Genomic DNA, 16,629 nt, shown 5'->3' with positions numbered 1-16,629 from the left:
AGATTGACACCGGGTGCCATTTTTTCGGAAATGACACTCGTTTCCTTGGGGGGTCGCATCCTTGTCTGTGTTGGTCGTTGCCGGAACACGTCCGGAATTCATAAAACTCGTGCCTGTCATGCAGGCATTGGCGCGCCATGGCGGGCCGACCGCGCGTTTTTGCCATACCGGCCAGCACGAGGATCTGGGGCAGGGCATGCTCGACGCGGCGGGTATCGTGCCCGATGAGCGGCTGCTGCGGCCTGCCGCTTCGGATGTCGGCGCCTTACTGGCAGGTTTGACGACCGCCATCGGCGCAGCGCTCGACCGTCAGCGCCCGCAGGCTGTGGTGGTGCAGGGTGACACGGCAAGCGCGATGGCGGGCGCGATGGCGGCGTTTCATCGCCAGATCCCGGTCGCCCATGTCGAAGCGGGTCTTCGCTCGGGCGATATCACGCGCCCTTGGCCCGAAGAAGGCTATCGCCGGATGATCGCGCGCCTTGCCCACTGGCATTTCGCGCCGACCGCCGCCGCGGCAAACGCTCTTGTCGCCGAGGGTGTGCCGGCCGACAGCGTCGAAACGGTGGGCAATACCGTGATCGATGCGCTTTACTGGGCCTTGTCCTGTCTCGACCGCGACGAAAGGCTTTCGCACGAAGCGCTCCCCCTTGTCGAACGCGCGTCAAAGCGTCCCATCGTGCTTGCGACCGTGCATCGGCGCGAAACCGGCGCGGATGAGCTTGCCGCGATTGCGGAAGGTTTCAGGGCCCTGGTCGCGCGCGAAAAGGTGGAACTGATCGTCCCGCTGCATCCACGCGCGGAAAACGCGGTGCTGCGCGATCTCCTGGCTCGCTTACCGCGGGTCCAGATTGTCGAGCCGCTGAACTATTTCGCTTTCGTTCGCCTGATGCGCGAAAGCAGGCTGATCATATCGGACAGCGGCGGAATACAAGAGGAAGCGACAGCAATGGGGCGGCCTCTGCTGGTGCTTCGCCGCGAAACCGAACGGCCCGAAGCCGTGGAATCGGGTGCCGCGCGGCTCGTCGGTTCCGATCCCGAACTGCTGCTGGCCGAGGCACAGCATGCGCTGGCCGCGCCCATGCCACTGCCTAGCCGGGTGTTCGGCGATGGCATGGCGTCTGAACGGATTGCGGCAAGGCTGGGCCTCGACCTGCTCACCGCCCGAATGCGCGCGGCCTAATCCCTGATCATGGCCTGCAGCGCGTCGATCCGGTCCGCTTCATGCGCGGGCTTGTCGCGCCTTATGCGGTGAATGCGGGGAAAGCGCATCGCAAGGCCCGACTTGTGCCGCTTGCTGGCGTGAACCGAATCGAATGCGACTTCCAGCACCAGCGACTTGTCGGTTTCGCGCACTGGGCCGAACCGCTTGACCGTGTTCTGCCGGACGTGACGATCAAGCCATTTCAACTCCTCGTCCGTAAAACCGAAATAGGCTTTTCCGACCGGCAGCAGTTCCGCGCCGCGATCCGGATCGCCGTCCCAGCAGCCGAACGTGAAATCGGAGTAAAAACTCGACCTCTTGCCGCTGCCGCGCTGGGCATACATCAGGACACAGTCTATCAGCAGCGGGTCGCGCTTCCACTTGTACCACAGGCCCGACCGGCGGCCCGCCACATACGGCGAATCGCGTTTCTTGAGCATGATCCCCTCGATAGCGGAATCGCGGGCCTTCTCACGCATTTGCGATAATGTAGTGAAATCCTCTGCTTGGATGACGGATGACAGATCAAATCTATCATCGTCGAGCCGATTCATGAGAGATTCGAGCGCAGCCCTTCTTTCGCGCCATTCTCGTTCGCGCAGATCCTCACTATCGGCCAGCAACACGTCGTAAAGGCGAACGAAAGCGGGATAGTCCCGCATCATCTTTTTCGACACGGTCTTGCGCCCCAATCGCTGCTGCAACGCATTGAAGCTGGCCGCACCGCCTTCTTCCCCGCCCTGATGACTGCCACGCACCAGCAATTCGCCGTCCAGCACCGCAGGGAAGGGAAGGGCATCTGCGATTTCGGGGAAACTGTCTGAAATATCGTCGCCAGAGCGCGAATAGACGCGGGTTTTCCCGGCCGTATGGACGATCTGGACTCGGATGCCGTCCCATTTCCACTCCGCTGCATAATCGGCGAGGTCGACTTCGCGCTCTTCGAGTGGATGCGCCAGCATGAACGGTCGGAACAGCGGGACGAGATCGAGGCGCGGCGGATCTGCGCCCTTCGCGGCCCAGTCGAACAAAGGCTCGTAGGGCGCGTCGACGCCGTGCCAGTATTCCTCGACATCCTCGACATTGACGTCGAAGGCCTGCGCGAAGGCGGTCTTCGCAAGCCGCGCGGACACCCCAATCCGCATTGCGCCCGTCGCCAGCTTGATCAGCGCATAGCGTCCGTTCGCTTCAAGCCGGTCGAGCAGCCGCGGCAGTTCCACCGCCACATTGGCCCGCGTCATGCCGCGCAGCAGCGCCACTGTCTCGTCCAGCGAGGGCGCGGGCGGCTGCTCGCCCAGCGGTTCGGGCCACAGCAGGCTGGCGGTTTCGGCGGTATCGCCGACATAATCGCGCGACAAAGTATAAAGCACCGGGTCGACGCGTTCGGTGAGCAGGTTGCGGATGATGCTGGACTTGACCGCCGGAAAGTCGAGCTCGCCCGTCAGCGCCGCCAAGGCCCAGCCGCGATCCGGATCGGGCGTGGCGCGCAGGTAATCGGCGATCAGCTCCAGCTTGCGATTACGCGAATTGGTATAGGTCAGCCGGTCGAGGAGGGCTGCGAAGGCCTGCATCAGTCGTCCCCCCTAATCATCTTCGTCCTCATAGCCGACAAGCGCCAGTGCTCGGGCACGCCGCTGATGCAACTGGCACCAGCGCAGCAGCGCCTCCTCGCGCCCATGGGTGATCCAGCTTTCCTGCGGGTCGACTTCCTGGATCGTGGCGGTCAGCTCGTCCCAGTCGGCATGGTCCGAGATGATCAGCGGCAGTTCGACATTGCGCTGGCGGGCGCGCTGGCGAACCCGCATCCAGCCCGAGGCCATCGCGGTGATCGGATCGGGCAGGCGCCGGCTCCACCGATCGTTGAGCGCGGAGGGCGGGCAGACGACAATGCGGCCGCGCATCTCGTCCTTGTTTGCGCCCGTGGCGGGGCGCAGTTCGCCCAGCGGGACGCCGTGATCTTCGTACAGCGCGCACATCTTTTCCAGCGCGCCATGCAGGTAGATCGGGTCGTGATGGCCCAGCCGCCGCAATTCGGCGATCACCCGCTGCGCCTTGCCCAGCGCATAGGCGCCCACAGCGACGCAGCGATCGGGCGCGGCGGCAAGCGCCTCGGTCAGCTTGGCGATCTCCTCTTCGATCGGCGGGTGGCGGAAAACCGGCAGGCCGAAGGTCGCCTCGGTAATGAAGATGTCGCAGGGGACCACCTCGAAGGGCGGGCAGGTCGGGTCGGGGCGGCGCTTGTAGTCGCCGGTGACAACGACGCGTTCACCCGCATGTTCGAGCAGGATCTGCGCGCTTCCCAGCACATGGCCCGCCGGATACCAACTCGCGGTTACGCCGCAGCCGAGATCGACGGGTTTGCGCATGGGCACGCCCACGCCTTCCTCGCCGGTGTTATAGCGCAGTCCCATGATCGCCAGCGTCTCGGGCGTGGCGAACACCTCGCCATGTCCCCCGCGCGCATGATCGGCATGGCCATGGGTGATAAGCGCGCGTTCGACGGGCCTTGCCGGATCGATCCAGGCATTACAGGGCACGACGTGAATGCCGTGCGGTTCTGCGCGGATCCAGCCGAAGTCACGCATGGCAATGGCGGAGGGGTGAACGAGCGAGCGGCATGGTGGTAAAATGCGCCGTCACGAAGCTTCGTTCCTCATGCCGGTTATGCTTGCCTCTCGCGCCGGTCGGGCGCATAAAATCGCCATGCGCGAGATTGTCTTTGATACCGAGACGACCGGACTCGACCCGCGTAATGGCGACCGCCTTGTCGAGATCGGCTGCATCGAAATGATAAACCGCGTGGCCACGGGAAACGTGTTCCACGCCTATTTCAATCCCGACCGGTCGATGCCGGCCGAGGCAGAGGCCGTGCACGGCCTGTCGGCGACGTTTCTGTCGGACAAGCACCGCTTTCACGAGCGGGTGGACGAGCTGCTGGAATTCATCGGCGATTCGCCGCTGGTCGCGCATAATGCGGGCTTCGACTTCGGATTTCTGAATGCTGAGCTGGAATTCTGCCAGCGCACCGCGGTGTGCATGACGCGCATGGTCGATACGGTCGCGATCGCGCGGCGCAAGCATCCCGGGGCAAAGCTGTCGCTCGACGCCCTTTGTACGCGCTATGGCATCGACCGGTCTCACCGGACCAAGCACGGCGCCTTGCTCGACGCCGAATTGCTGGCACAGCTCTATGTCGAGCTGACCGGCGGGCGGCAGATCGGGCTGGAACTGGCGGCAGAAGTAGCCGCCCCCGCGCAGCAGACCACCGCACAGCCGGTGCGGCTCGACCGGCCCTATCGCGAACCGCGCCCGCATTTTGCCAGCGATGCCGAATTGGCGGCACATTCGGCCTTTATAGCGACCTTGACCGACCCCATCTGGGATATGGGCGTCGCCGGCCCTTCGAGAAGGAGGGCATGAGCGACGGACCCAAATGGCGGTAAGCCCCCCGCCACGATAAGGGGCGAGAATAAGACGAAGGAGTAGTCGATGGATATTCGCGTTTCCGGTCACCAGGTCGAAACCGGTGCAGCCCTTCAGGAACACGCCACGGAGCGGCTTACGGGAATCGTCGACAAGTATTTCAACAGGGCGCTTTCATCGCAGGTCACATTGGGGCGAGGGCCGCACGAAAGCTTTACCGCCGACATCGTCACCCATGTCATGCAGGGCCTGATCGTAAAGGGCCACGGCGAGGCGCAGGAAGCACATCAGGCGGTCGACAACGCGCTCAACAAGATCGAGAAGCAGCTGCGACGCTACAAGCGGCGACTGAAGGACCGGCACGAACAGGCCGATCATGCGCTGCGCGAGGAAGTGGCGGCCTATACCGTGTTCGCCGGTTCCGAACAGGACAGCGCAAACGACGACGAAGAGGCGAGCGACGCCCCTGCCATCGTGGCAGAGACCCGCACCGACATTCCCGAAACATCCGTTTCCGATGCGGTCATGATGCTGGATCTGCGCGACACGCCTGCCCTGTTCTTCAAAAATGCTGGAACTGGGCGGCATAATATGGTCTATCGCCGATCCGACGGGACGATCGGATGGGTTGAACCGTCCGCGACCAGCTGATCTCGGGATGCGCCTGCATCCGGATCGGGCAATGCAACGCCCCTTGCCGCATCATTTGCATGCAGGCCTTAGCGATTTGCCAAGGCTTGTCTGCGATAAGGCGCGAGTGAGGGGCCTTGCCCGTTTGTCGGGCTCACGGCATTCGCCTGCACGGCGCGTCCCTCGCGACGGACCCGCCATGCGGGTCGCGGCCTGCCATTTGCAGGCACCCGGAACTTGGATGGCCCCCGGCGGGGCTGCAGACATGATGATACCGAAACGATGACATCGCTATTCGTACTCGATCCGGTGGCAGTTGGCCGCTGTGACGCCGAAGACAAGCAGGGCGTGCTCGAGGCGCTCGCATCCCGTTTCGCCGAGGTTTACGCGCTCGACCGCGATTCCGTGCTCGAAGCGCTCGAAGAGCGGGAAAAGCTGGGCAGCACGGGGTTCGGGCGCGGCACCGCTATTCCCCATGCCCGGATCGACGCCCTGTCGCAGCCGGTCTGCGTATTTCTGCGCCTTTCTTCACCCGTTTCTTTCGATTCCGCCGACGGCATGCCGGTGGAACTGGTGTTCGGCCTGCTCTCGCCCGAAAAGTCGGGTGCTATGCATCTCCATGCCCTCGCGGCGATAAGCCGGACGATGCGCGACGACCGTATGCGCGACCGTCTGGCGGAGGCACCGGGCGACGAAGCCGTCTACGCCCTGCTTGCCAATGTGTCCGAGCGGGATGCCGCCTGACTCTTCGGCCGTGACCGGGGAATCGGCTGGCGGTGCGGCGCTTCACTGGCGCGCGCTGGAGCGGCTGTATGCTTCGGCTCCGATAAACCGGCTTTTCCGGTCGAGTCTTTCGATCGGGCGTGAGGGCGCGGCCACAATCCTGTTCGACGTGGACGACAATGTCTTTCACGCGGCAGGCGCGGCGCATGGCACGATCTATTTCAAGATGCTGGACGATGCGGCGTTCTATGCCGCTAATACGCTGATCAGCGACCGCTTCCTGCTGACCACGTCGTTCAACCTGCAGTTTCTGCGCCCGATCAGGCACGGCCGCATACGCGCCGAAGGCAAATGGATCAGCGGCCGCCGACGCGTGCTGGTCGCCGAAGCGCGCCTGCTGGACGAAGAGGACGAGGAAGTGGGCCGCGGAACGGGCACATTCATGCGGTCCCAGATCCCGCTCTCTGGACTGCCGGGATATCGCGCGGACGAATCGTCCCCGTCCGAATCGGGCGAATAAGGCAATGGATCATCGCTTGCCGGCGCATATCGAAGTTTCCGGCCTTGCAAGATCGGTAAACCAGGCGGGTGGCTTCGCAACAATTCTGCACAAGGGAGAGCGAGACGCAGGGACCATTCTGATCGCCACGCGCCACCACGACGAAGCATTATGTCTTTACGAGCGGATTCCCGACTTGGAGGGAAACCGGCGCTGGACCAAAACGCGTGAAGAAATTATTGAAAAAGAACGCGAATTTTCCGAGTATCTGGAAAGACGAGCGAAGCAGGACCCCGATTGCTGGATAATCGATCTCGAAATCGCACAGGTGGAACGCTTTATCGGTTAATTCGGAACCTTTGGGTTGACACATTCTCGCCACAAACACAGATAGCGCCCGCAACGGACGGGCGTAGGCAGTCATGCAATGCAGATCGGCATTGGATGATGAGCGCGCAGACGGGGAACGACCGGCAGGGTCTTTTCGGCAGGCCATAGCAACGCACCTGGTGGTGCAGGCTCGCTGATACTCTGCGACAGGCGCGTTCACCGCATACGATCGACTTATTGATGGGCCGTAAGGTTAAAGGCGCCAGCGCGCTGTCGCTGGCTGTCATGGCGGGCATCGCCCTCTTTGGATTCGAGGGTACCCGCGCAAATGCCGAGATGGGCAATTATGTTCCCGTCGAAGCGATCGAACAGGTGACGCAGTCCGTCACCGAAGCGCAGGACGACAAGGACACGCCTTCGGGTTTCGTGTCGCAGCCGGTCGTCCAGACGATCCCGGAAACGCCCGAGGTGGATAGCCAGAACGCGGTGCCGATGGCATCGAATCTTGGCGATTACCTGTCGGGAATTCCGACGCCTGCGAACCTGGACAAGCAGCTGAACTGCCTGGCGGGCGCAATCTATCACGAATCCAAGGGTGAGCCGCTGGACGGTCAGCTGGCCGTTGCCCGCGTGATCGTGGCAAGGGCGGAATCGCCCCGGTTCCCGTCGAGCTATTGCGGCGTGGTGTTTCAGCGCCACCAGTTCTCGTTCGTGCGCGGAAAGGCGATGCCCGCGATCAACAAATCGAGCCGGGCATGGCAGCGGGCGCAAAAGCTGGCGCTGATCGCCGATCAGGACGGCTGGAAAAGCGAGGCCGAAGGCGCGCTGTATTTCCACGCCAATTACGTCAAGCCGCGCTGGAGCAGCAAGATGACGCGGCTGGCGCAGATCGATAACCACATCTTCTATCGCTGATCGCGCCTAAGGCGCGTTCACGTTTCCCCCCGCACCGGCCCGTCCCCCCCACAGGGCCGGATGCGTAAAGGGCCGCTGGCCAATCCCCCCGAATATGGCCGGCGGCCCTTTCTCGTTCTTGTTGAAACTTCAGTCGCGCAGTTCGACCCAGACCGGCGCATGGTCGCTGGCCTTTTCGCGGCCGCGATAGGCCTTGTCGACGCCGCTGGCGACCAGCCGGTCGGCCAACTCGGGCGAAAGCAATGCGTGGTCGATGCGGAAACCATGGTCGCGCTGCCATGCGCCTGCCTGGTAATCCCAGAACGTCCAGATGCCGCCGCGCGGATGGTGCAGGTCGATCGCGTCGGTCCAGCCGTCGCCGATCAGGCGAAAATACGCATCGCGCGATTCCGGCTGCATCAGCGCATCGCTGGCCATGGCCTTGGGGGACCAGACGTCCTTGTCTTCGGGAATCACATTGTAATCGCCGATCACGACAGTCGGGATCTCCGCCGCCCGCAGTTCCGCCATGCGGCTGCGCAAGCGCTTCATCCATGCCAGCTTGTAGTCGAACTTGGGGCCAGGAACCGGATTGCCGTTGGGCAGATAGATGCACACCACGCGCACGCCACTGAAATCGGCTTCCAGATAGCGTGAATGCGTATCCTCGTCGTCACCGGGCAGGCCGCGCAGCACCTCGGTCGCGGGCTGGTCGCCGCGCGACAGGATGGCGACGCCGTTGAACCCCTTCTGCCCGTGCCAGATCGGCGTATAGCCGGTGCCCTCGAACTCATGCGCCGGGAAAGTCTCGTCGCTGGATTTGATTTCCTGCAGGCAGGCGACGTCAGGCTGCGTTTCTTCCAGCCATTCCAGAAGGCGGGGCAGGCGCGCCTTCACCCCGTTGATGTTGAAGCTGGCAATCCGCATGCGCCGCTATCAAACGGCGAAGCTGGAGCCGCAGCCGCATCCCGCCGCGGCATTCGGATTTTCGACCTTGAATGCCGAACCGCCCAGCGATTCCACGTAATCGACAATGCTGCCGCGCACGAGATCGAGGCTGACCTCGTCCACCGCCAGCGTCACGCCATCGGTTTCGGCGGTGACGTCGTCGGCCTCGACCGCGTCGGTCAGGCCAAAGCGATATTGAAAGCCCGAACAGCCGCCCCCTTCGACGGCCAGGCGCAATATGGCAGGCTTGCCCTGCTTGCTGGCGATCAGGGCCACGCGTCTTGCGGCATCGGGGCTGAGGCGGATCGGCTGAATGTCCATGGCTGACAGATAGGGCTCGCCGCCCCCCGCGGCAAGCCATGCAGGTTTGGGCGTGGGGTCAGGCGCTGCGGATATAATTCCTCATCTCGCTCGCTTCCTGCTCGATCTGGTCGATATGGGCCTTCACGAGATCTCCGATCGAGACGAAATCGATCATCCGTCCGTCCTTCACCACGGGCAGGTGCCTGATGCGCCGCATCGTCATCAGGCCCAGTGCCTCAGGCTCGGACATATCGGGCGTGGCGGTCACGGCGGGCGACGTCATCGCATCGCTCACCGGGGCCGACAACGCATCCGCTCCCAACTCGTCAAGACAGCGAATGACGTCGCGTTCGGAAAAAATGCCCTGCACCGTACCCATCTCGTCAATCACCGGCATCGCGCCGATCCGATGCTCACGCAGCAGAGCGACCGCTTCCGATACGGAATGATCGGCGCGGCACGTCACGACGCCAGCGTCGCGGTGGGCGATGATATGAGCGATATTCATAGGCCTTCCTTCCCCGTTTCAAGCGAGGACCAGCCGGTCGCGCGGGATCTTACTTGCCCCGCTTGTAATGCGGCAGGCCGATCCGACGCCATATAATGCCACTTATCGCGTTCGCTTGCCAGTGTGCTCGGCAATCGCCATCTTGCAGGGCATGACTGGACGCTCCCCGCTCGACGATCCCCACAATGCCGCCTTTGCCTGGGGCCGGTACAAGCGGATGATGAAAGGCATGCTGGCCCTGACCCTGACGACCATCGGGATCGTGCTGGCATGGCTGACCTATGAGAACGGCATGCTCTCGATTCATTTCTACATCGCCTGGGGTCTGGGGATCGGCTTCATGATGATGCTGGTCGCGGCACTGATGGGCTTGGTGTTCCTGTCGAACGGAACCGGCCATGACGAATCGATCGACGACCGTCTGGGCGATGAAGCCAAGGAGACCTGGAACGACCGCTAGGTCGAGGGTCTTTCTGCCGGATAGAGCCGATAGTCCTCTACCGGAACGCCGCCTATCAGATGTTCCTGGATGATGCGTTCCAGCACGGGCGGCTTGCAGCCCCAGTACCACACGCTCTCAGGATAGACGACCGCGACCGGGCCCGCGACGCAGACCCGCAGGCAATTGGCCTTGGTGCGCATGATACCGCCATTGCGGTCCAGCCCAAGCTCGGCCAGCCGCGATTTCAGATAGTCCCAGCTTTCGATCCCGGTGCCGACGGGGCAGCATTTGGCCTTCGTCTGGTCGGCGCACAGGAAGATATGCCGCGTGAAAGGCGCGCCGCCGCCGATCGCGGCAAGGCCTGCCGATGCCTGCGGCAGGGCGACATGCGGACGGACGGGCAGCGACGGTTCGAAATCCTGCCTGTCTCCGTCGTCCGTTCGGTCAGAGGCGTCCGGTGATCCGGGCAATTTCCCGCTCTACGATCTTTTCGACCAGCCCCGGCATGTTGTCGTCCAGCCATTGCTTCAGCATGGGCCGGAGCATGTCGCGCACCATGTCCTCCAGCGGATTGGGCGCCGCCTTGCCGGACGACGCGCTTTCGCCATGTGCCGCCTGCTCAAGCGCCGAGAAGCGTGCGCGCAAGGCCTCTGCCGCTGCGCCAGCGATAAGGCCCTCAGACGCGCCTGCGTTAGGTGAATCGTTCGCATCATCCTGCGCTATCGGTTCGGGCTCCCCGGCCACATCAGTCTCGGCATCGGGCTGAACATCCTCGGCATGACGCGACAGCTCCTCGTCGCCGTCATGCGGATCCTGCTGAAGATCGTTGCCGGGCTGCTCAAAGCCGTGGTGCGGAGCCGCTTCCCGATAGTCGGCGGTATCGCCCGACTCCACGGCCGACCACTGCGGGTTGCCGGTTTCGGGATCGGGTGGAGGCAGGATGATCGGCTCCTCCTCGTCCGCATCGCCGCTCGAAGTCGCGTCTTCGGCAACGTGCCCTTCTTCCATGTCGTCGTCATCGACGAAGGCATCGCTGTCGAGACTGCGCAGATCGAACACGTCGCTGCGCGAATCGTCGAACGATCCCTCTTCTGCTGCCGGCTCGGGAGCGGCGCTTTCAGGCGCGCGTGCGCCGAAGGGCGAGTGACGCTGAAACGAATAGGGAGAAAAGCTGGCGGGCCGCTCGGGAACCGGCTCACCATTCTCGCGCGCGGCGTCGCGCGCGAATGTGTCAGGCGATCGGCGCGGCCCGTCTTCGCGCGATATCACTTGCTTGATCGACCGCAGAATATCCTCGACCGATGCCTCGCCGTCCTTCTGCGCCATGTCCTGATCCCTCGATTACTCGCCGGGGATTGTCGCGTCTTGTGCGGGCGTGTCAACGGTGCGTGTCGCCTCGGCCACAGGATCCGGTTCGAAACGGAAGTCGAAAATCGCATCGTCGACCGATTCGTAATAGACCGTCGGATCGTAAAGCGGTCTGCCAACGTCGAGATTGAGGTCCTCCGCCTCGGCCATGCCCATGGCGGCGAGCAGCGAGAAACCCGCCACATAGGCATTGCGCCGTGCGGTCACCAGCTGGACTTCCGCGCGCAGCAATTCCTGCTCGGCGTCGAGTATGTCGAGGATCGTGCGATTGCCGACCGAATTCTCGGCCCGCACGCCCTCAAGGCTCAATTGCGCGGCGGACACCGCCGAGGTTGTCGATTCGATCACCTCCAGCGAAGCCTGCCACGCGGTATAGGCGCTGCGGACCTGCGCGATCACGTCGCGTTCGATGGCGATCTCGGTCTCGAACGCCGAGGCGGCACGGGCCTGCGCCTGCCGTTCCTGCGCGGCGGGTAGGCCGCCCTGAAAGATCGGGATGCTGAAACGCGCACCGGCCTGCGCCGAGGTTTCGCGCTGCGCGAAATCCGCGCCGATGATGCCGTCGCCCAAGGTGCCGAGATAGTCGGTATAGTCGCCGGCGGTGAAAAGCGAAACGCGCGGCAGGCGGCCCGAACCGGCAACCTCGATCTCGTAACGCGCGGCCTGCACTCTTTCTCGTGCCGCCAGAAGGTCCGGATTGCTTTCGAGAGCGATGGCAACCGCCGTTTGAGGATCGTCAGGCAGACCGGGCAGCGGCGGGGGCGCTTCCAGCGCGGTGGGCGCTTCCCCGACGAGCTGAACATAGCGCTCGCGGCTGCCGATCAGATTGGCCTGCGCGGTGGTGAGGTCGCTGCGCGCGATCGCGAGGCGGGATTCGGACTGCGCCACGTCGGTCCGGGTCACGTCGCCGATTTCGAACCGGTCGCCGGTCGCTTCCAGGTTCACGCTAAGCGCGTCCACGTTCTGCAGGTTCAGGCCCACCACCGCCTCGTCACGGATCACGTCCATATAGGCGGCGACGACCTGGCTGAAGACGGATGCTTCGGTCGCGCGCAAATCGGCACGGCCGGCCTGCACACGCTGCTTGGCGGCAAGGATCGAATTCTTGACCGCGCCCCCCGAATAGATCGGGACGTTCAGTTCCACGTTGGTCCTGAAGATGCGGTCCGGCGCCGAAAACGAGTTCTCGCTCACCTTCAGCGTTTCCGCATACTGGCCCTGCGCGCCAATGTCGGGCAGCCCCGCCGATTTCTGGATCGGCACGTTTTCGTCGGTTGCGCGCAGATCCGCACGCGCGGCCAGCAGGGTGGGATTGGTGTTGTAGGCGTTGGCAAGGGCGCCGCGCAGCGTATCGGCCTGCGCGGGCGCAGCCACGACTGCGACTGCCGCACATGCAAGCAGAGCGCGCCTCATTCCTGTAACCCCACCCCTGAACGGCATCAGAAACTCCAGCCTTTCTCTTTCTTGAATTCGGCCAGCACGGGAATGCCCGTTTCCACCAGCGGCTGGAGCGCGATGGGCGCATTCGCCTCGGTCCCGGCCTTGCGGCCAATCGCAATGCGCGTCACCCCGCGATCGGTGACGCCCGTCACAAGGCGGCCGTCCGCGGCAAGCTGGGCCGCGATCGCTTTCGGCAAATGCTCTACGGCGCCGTCGATCACGATCAAATCGTAAGGCCCGTTCCTCTTGAACCCGTCAGTCAGCGCACCCTCATGCCAGTCGCCCGTCCTGCTTCCGGCAATGCCGGTCAGGCGGGCATCGGATTCGACGACATCCAGCGAGGCGACCATCGGGGCAAGCAGAGCCGCGAGATATCCGGTCGCGCCCCCGATCAGGAGTGCCTTGTCGGTATCCGCCGGACGTGCCGTCTGAAGCAACATCGCCTGCGCGAATGGAGCCGACAGGGCGCGCCCTTCGCCAAGCGAAACCGATCGGTCCATATAGGCGATCGCACGCTGGTCTGCGGCGACATATTGTTCGCGCGGGGTGCTGGCCATCGCGGCCAGAACGCGCGGGTCGTTGATCCCGCTGGGGCGCAACTGGCTGTCGATCATCGCCTTGCGCGCAGCGGCGAAATTCTCGCCGCTTGCGGGGGTAAGCTCGGGCTGGGGTGTCGCGGCACTGGCCATGGCAAAATCTCTCACGCGGATCGTGCCCGTATTGCGGGCCGGAAGGTTACGGAGTGCGGCGCAAAAAACGGTTTCACCCGGTACTGCCTGCGCCAACGGCGCTGCTCTAGTGCATTGCGGCATGAACGCCAAGAGCCCCGCTGCGAGCGCCGGATGACTTGGCAGGGACGTAGCTTGCCCTTACAGGGCGCACCATATCTACGGTTCTGGAACGGGAAGGCGCGCGCATGTCCGATATGGTGGTGATCGAGGAAGAGCATCTGGTCGAGAGCATCGCCGATGCGCTGCAATATATCAGCTTCTATCACCCAATGGACTACATCAAGGCGCTGGGTGAGGCCTATGAGGCCGAGATGAACCCCGCCGCCAAGGACGCCATCGCGCAGATCCTGACCAATTCCAAGATGTGCGCCGAGGGGCACCGCCCGATCTGCCAGGACACCGGCATCGTCAACGTGTTCCTGAAATGGGGCCAGAACTGCCGGCTCAATTCCGACAAGTCGTTGCAGGATGTCGTCGATGAAGGCGTGCGGCGCGGCTACAACAACCCCGAAAACAAGCTGCGCGCCTCGGTGCTGGCCGATCCGGCGTTCACCCGCCGCAATACCAAGGACAACACGCCCTGCGTGCTGGATGTCGAGATGGTGCCGGGCAATACGGTGTCGATCGACGTCGCGGCCAAGGGCGGCGGCAGCGAGGCGAAGTCCAAGTTCAAGATGATGAACCCCAGCGACAATATCGTCGACTGGGTGCTTGAGATGATCCCGCAGATGGGCGCGGGCTGGTGCCCGCCCGGCATGCTGGGCATCGGCATCGGCGGCACTGCCGAACATTGCGTCAAGCTGGCCAAGAAAAGCCTGATGGACCCGATCGACATGGGCCAGTTGAAGGCGCGCGGACCGCAGAACGATATCGAGAAGCTGCGGATCGAGATCTTCGACAAGGTCAATGCAATGGGCATGGGCGCGCAGGGGCTGGGCGGTCTGGCGACCGTGCTGGACGTCAAGATCCTCGACTGGCCGTGCCATGCGGCGAACAAGCCGATGGCGATGATCCCCAATTGTGCCGCGACGCGCCACGCGCATCTGACGCTGGACGGCAGCGGTCCGGCCTTCATCCCCGCGCCCGACCTGTCCGCATGGCCCGATGTGGGCTGGAAGCCGTCGAAGGAAGCCAGGCGCGTCGACCTCGACAATCTGACCCGCGAGGAAGTGCAGAGCTGGAAGAATGGCGACCGGCTGCTGCTGTCGGGTTCGATGCTGACGGGCCGCGACGCCGCGCACAAGCGCATCGCCGACATGCTGGACAAGGGCGAGGAACTGCCCGTCGAGTTCAAGAATCGCGCGATCTATTACGTCGGCCCGGTCGATCCGGTACTGGGCGAGGTCGTCGGCCCGGCTGGCCCGACCACCGCGACGCGCATGGACAAGTTCACCGACATGATGCTCGACCTTGGCCTGATCGCCATGATCGGCAAGGCCGAGCGCGGACAGGGCGCGACCGAGGTGATCGCGAAGCACAAGGTCGCCTATCTGATGGCAGTCGGCGGCGCGGCCTATCTGGTGTCGCGCGCGATCAAGGACGCGAAGGTCGTTGCCTTCGAGGATCTGGGCATGGAAGCGATTTACGAGTTCCGGGTGGAAGACATGCCCGTGACCGTGGCGGTCGATAGCGAGGGCAACAATGTCCATACGCTCGCTCCGCTGGTCTGGCGCGACAAGATCGCCAAGGAACATCTGCTGCCGGTGAAATAGGCAGCGGTGGGTGATTTCCTGTCCAAGGGGCGCAATTTTAGCCTCTTGGAACACCCATCTTCGACCAAGCGCCCATCGGGTTCGACCGGCGACTTGCGCCCTATGGCGCGGTTGAAACCGTCGTCCTATGGATCGGAGGATGGAGAACACCGAAGCCGATCGACTTGAAGAGGGCCAGCCGCGCGTTCCGCTTGTGAACGTGTTGCTGTCGATGGTTGCCTTCTGGGCATGCTATTTCGTTCTGGCGACGGCCCGCAGCTATCTGATCGGCTTCGAGTTCCAGGACGAGTTGCTGTTGCTGCGCCTTGTCGTGATCCTGGCCAGCCTTGCGGTGACCGTGCTGCTGTGGCTGCTGCTGCGCGGGTTCGACAATCGCCGCCTTGGCCTGCGCTTTGCCGTCGCCTTCGTCGCCGCGCTGCCGGCATCGCTGCTCCTTGCCGTAATCAATACCGAAGTGTTCCGTGAGGTCGAGGAACGCGCGATCTTTCGGTTGAGCCAGGAACAGGGCGTGACGGTCCGCCGCGATCAGACAGGCAACATTCTTGTCGATGTGCCGCAAATTCCCGACGATCTCGAAGAGTTGGATCCGGGCCTTCCCGGCGAGGTCCGCAAAGCCATGGAAAGCGCTGCCAGCGGTGAGGGCCAGGATGGCGAGCCCATCGTCATAGACAAGGAGACGCAGCGCAACCTGTTGTGGGTCCAGCTGACCGACATCGCGCTGGGCCGCTATTTCCTTCTGCTGGCATGGGCGGCTCTCTATTTCGCGATGACGCAGGCCGAACATGCCCGCGTCGCCGAGCGGCGTGAGGGCGAATACAAGCGCGCGGCCAAGGCGGCCGAACTCAAGTCGCTGCGATATCAGGTCAATCCGCATTTCCTGTTCAACACGCTCAATTCGCTGTCGGCATTGGTCATGGTCGGACGCAACGACCAGGCCGAATCGATGATCCAGATGATCAGCACCTTCTATCGCCGCTCGTTGACAGGCGATCCGGTGGGCGACGTGCCGCTGGCGGAGGAAATCGAATTGCAGCGGACCTATCTGCAGATTGAATCGGTCCGGTTTCCCGATCGGCTGCGCACGGTCATCGATGTGCCCGAAACACTGGAAAGCGCACGCGTACCCGGCATGATCCTGCAGCCGCTGATCGAGAATTCGGTCAAATATGCGGTCGCACCGGTCAACCGGCCGATCACCATCTTTATCTCGGCGATCGAGGAATATGGGCGGCTGGTCATCACCGTCGCCGACAACGGACCCGGATCGGGGGAAAAGAATGCGCCGCGCAAGGGCGATACGGCCGCCGCTCATGCATCCGGCGGCAGGAACGGCTTTGGCATAGGGCTGGCGAATGTACGCAACCGGCTGGAAACGCGTTTCGGCAAGGATGTGTCGGTTGTCAGCGGGGATACGGGTCACGGCTGGCGGACAGTCATCCGCATGCCGTTGGAGCGGAATGTTCGGGGGGAATAGACC

The 16,629-nt window shown here is 63.4% G+C and carries 19 protein-coding genes; 10 read left to right on the top strand and 9 right to left on the bottom strand.

Annotated features, from left to right (window positions below; translation table 11 throughout):
- The first annotated feature begins 67 nt into the window (after positions 1–67).
- Entirely contained in the window at positions 68–1,180 is a 1,113-nt protein-coding gene (wecB, locus tag AC4FIJ_RS08730; RefSeq protein ID WP_490336367.1) for a non-hydrolyzing UDP-N-acetylglucosamine 2-epimerase, read from the top strand.
- Here the strand turns inward: wecB and AC4FIJ_RS08725 are convergent.
- Together AC4FIJ_RS08725 and AC4FIJ_RS08720 are read right to left on the bottom strand one after the other, a co-directional pair.
- Entirely contained in the window at positions 1,177–2,772 is a 1,596-nt protein-coding gene (locus AC4FIJ_RS08725; protein WP_490336328.1) for a cisplatin damage response ATP-dependent DNA ligase, read from the bottom strand. The genes wecB and AC4FIJ_RS08725 overlap by 4 nt on opposite strands.
- A 12-nt stretch (positions 2,773–2,784) precedes the next feature.
- Positions 2,785–3,786 carry a ligase-associated DNA damage response exonuclease gene (locus tag AC4FIJ_RS08720; protein ID WP_490336327.1) on the bottom strand — a complete coding sequence of 334 codons (1,002 nt, stop codon included), beginning with the start codon at positions 3,784–3,786 and terminating at the stop codon, positions 2,785–2,787.
- 118 nt (positions 3,787–3,904) lie between these two features.
- Here AC4FIJ_RS08720 and dnaQ point away from each other — a divergent pair, with 118 nt between their 5' ends.
- The 6 genes from dnaQ to AC4FIJ_RS08690 all read left to right on the top strand — a co-directional run bounded on the left by dnaQ (position 3,905) and on the right by AC4FIJ_RS08690 (position 7,721).
- A complete protein-coding gene (dnaQ, locus tag AC4FIJ_RS08715) occupies positions 3,905–4,621 on the top strand; it encodes a DNA polymerase III subunit epsilon (RefSeq protein ID WP_490336326.1) in 717 nt (238 codons plus the stop codon).
- Between the two features lie 69 nt (positions 4,622–4,690).
- The gene (gene hpf / locus AC4FIJ_RS08710) at positions 4,691–5,275 is read left to right on the top strand and encodes a ribosome hibernation-promoting factor, HPF/YfiA family (RefSeq protein WP_490336325.1); all 585 of its coding nucleotides are present in this window, start codon (positions 4,691–4,693) and stop codon (positions 5,273–5,275) included.
- Between the two features lie 261 nt (positions 5,276–5,536).
- Positions 5,537–5,998 carry a PTS sugar transporter subunit IIA gene (locus AC4FIJ_RS08705; RefSeq protein WP_490336324.1) on the top strand — a complete coding sequence of 154 codons (462 nt, stop codon included), beginning with the start codon at positions 5,537–5,539 and terminating at the stop codon, positions 5,996–5,998.
- The gene (locus AC4FIJ_RS08700; protein WP_490336323.1) at positions 5,988–6,497 is read left to right on the top strand and encodes a PaaI family thioesterase; all 510 of its coding nucleotides are present in this window, start codon (positions 5,988–5,990) and stop codon (positions 6,495–6,497) included. The genes AC4FIJ_RS08705 and AC4FIJ_RS08700 overlap by 11 nt, the downstream gene beginning before the upstream one ends.
- Positions 6,498–6,513: 16 nt before the next feature.
- Positions 6,514–6,825: a DUF1491 family protein gene (locus tag AC4FIJ_RS08695; RefSeq protein ID WP_490336322.1), complete on the top strand. Its 312-nt coding sequence runs from the start codon at positions 6,514–6,516 to the stop codon at positions 6,823–6,825.
- Between the two features lie 221 nt (positions 6,826–7,046).
- Positions 7,047–7,721, top strand: coding sequence for a cell wall hydrolase (locus AC4FIJ_RS08690; RefSeq protein ID WP_490336321.1), 675 nt, complete (start codon positions 7,047–7,049; stop codon positions 7,719–7,721).
- 129 nt (positions 7,722–7,850) lie between these two features.
- On the opposite strand, the gene xth is transcribed toward AC4FIJ_RS08690, so the two are convergent.
- The 3 genes from xth to AC4FIJ_RS08675 are packed head-to-tail and all read right to left on the bottom strand — an operon-like array spanning position 7,851 to position 9,459.
- A complete protein-coding gene (gene xth, locus AC4FIJ_RS08685) occupies positions 7,851–8,627 on the bottom strand; it encodes an exodeoxyribonuclease III (RefSeq protein WP_490336320.1) in 777 nt (258 codons plus the stop codon).
- Positions 8,628–8,636: 9 nt separating this feature from the next.
- The gene (locus AC4FIJ_RS08680) at positions 8,637–8,969 is read right to left on the bottom strand and encodes a HesB/IscA family protein (protein WP_490336319.1); all 333 of its coding nucleotides are present in this window, start codon (positions 8,967–8,969) and stop codon (positions 8,637–8,639) included.
- Positions 8,970–9,027: 58 nt separating this feature from the next.
- Entirely contained in the window at positions 9,028–9,459 is a 432-nt protein-coding gene (locus AC4FIJ_RS08675; RefSeq protein WP_490336318.1) for a CBS domain-containing protein, read from the bottom strand.
- Between the two features lie 151 nt (positions 9,460–9,610).
- On the opposite strand from AC4FIJ_RS08675, the gene AC4FIJ_RS08670 reads away from it, so the two are divergent.
- Positions 9,611–9,919: a hypothetical protein gene (locus AC4FIJ_RS08670; protein WP_490336317.1), complete on the top strand. Its 309-nt coding sequence runs from the start codon at positions 9,611–9,613 to the stop codon at positions 9,917–9,919.
- Here AC4FIJ_RS08670 and AC4FIJ_RS08665 read toward each other — a convergent pair.
- The 4 genes from AC4FIJ_RS08665 to AC4FIJ_RS08650 all read right to left on the bottom strand — a co-directional run bounded on the left by AC4FIJ_RS08665 (position 9,916) and on the right by AC4FIJ_RS08650 (position 13,398).
- Positions 9,916–10,281: a (2Fe-2S) ferredoxin domain-containing protein gene (locus AC4FIJ_RS08665; protein ID WP_490336366.1), complete on the bottom strand. Its 366-nt coding sequence runs from the start codon at positions 10,279–10,281 to the stop codon at positions 9,916–9,918. The genes AC4FIJ_RS08670 and AC4FIJ_RS08665 overlap by 4 nt on opposite strands.
- A 64-nt stretch (positions 10,282–10,345) precedes the next feature.
- Positions 10,346–11,227: a DUF2497 domain-containing protein gene (locus tag AC4FIJ_RS08660; protein ID WP_490336316.1), complete on the bottom strand. Its 882-nt coding sequence runs from the start codon at positions 11,225–11,227 to the stop codon at positions 10,346–10,348.
- A gap of 15 nt (positions 11,228–11,242) precedes the next feature.
- Positions 11,243–12,682 (bottom strand): TolC family outer membrane protein, encoded by a 1,440-nt coding sequence (locus tag AC4FIJ_RS08655; protein ID WP_490336315.1) that lies wholly within the window; start codon positions 12,680–12,682, stop codon positions 11,243–11,245.
- A 26-nt stretch (positions 12,683–12,708) separates the two neighbouring features.
- Complete coding sequence (locus AC4FIJ_RS08650; protein WP_490336314.1) at positions 12,709–13,398, bottom strand: protein-L-isoaspartate O-methyltransferase family protein; 690 nt, start codon at positions 13,396–13,398, stop codon at positions 12,709–12,711.
- A gap of 227 nt (positions 13,399–13,625) precedes the next feature.
- On the opposite strand from AC4FIJ_RS08650, the gene AC4FIJ_RS08645 reads away from it, so the two are divergent.
- A complete protein-coding gene (locus tag AC4FIJ_RS08645; protein WP_490336313.1) occupies positions 13,626–15,152 on the top strand; it encodes a fumarate hydratase in 1,527 nt (508 codons plus the stop codon).
- A gap of 139 nt (positions 15,153–15,291) precedes the next feature.
- Positions 15,292–16,626, top strand: a complete 1,335-nt coding sequence (locus AC4FIJ_RS08640) for a sensor histidine kinase (RefSeq protein ID WP_490336312.1) — start codon at positions 15,292–15,294, stop codon at positions 16,624–16,626.
- Positions 16,627–16,629 lie beyond the last annotated feature (3 nt).

Source organism: Croceicoccus sp., from assembly GCF_983967925.1.
Note: the sequence above shows the minus strand (reverse complement) of the source record. Positions and strands in the feature narration are given on the sequence as shown.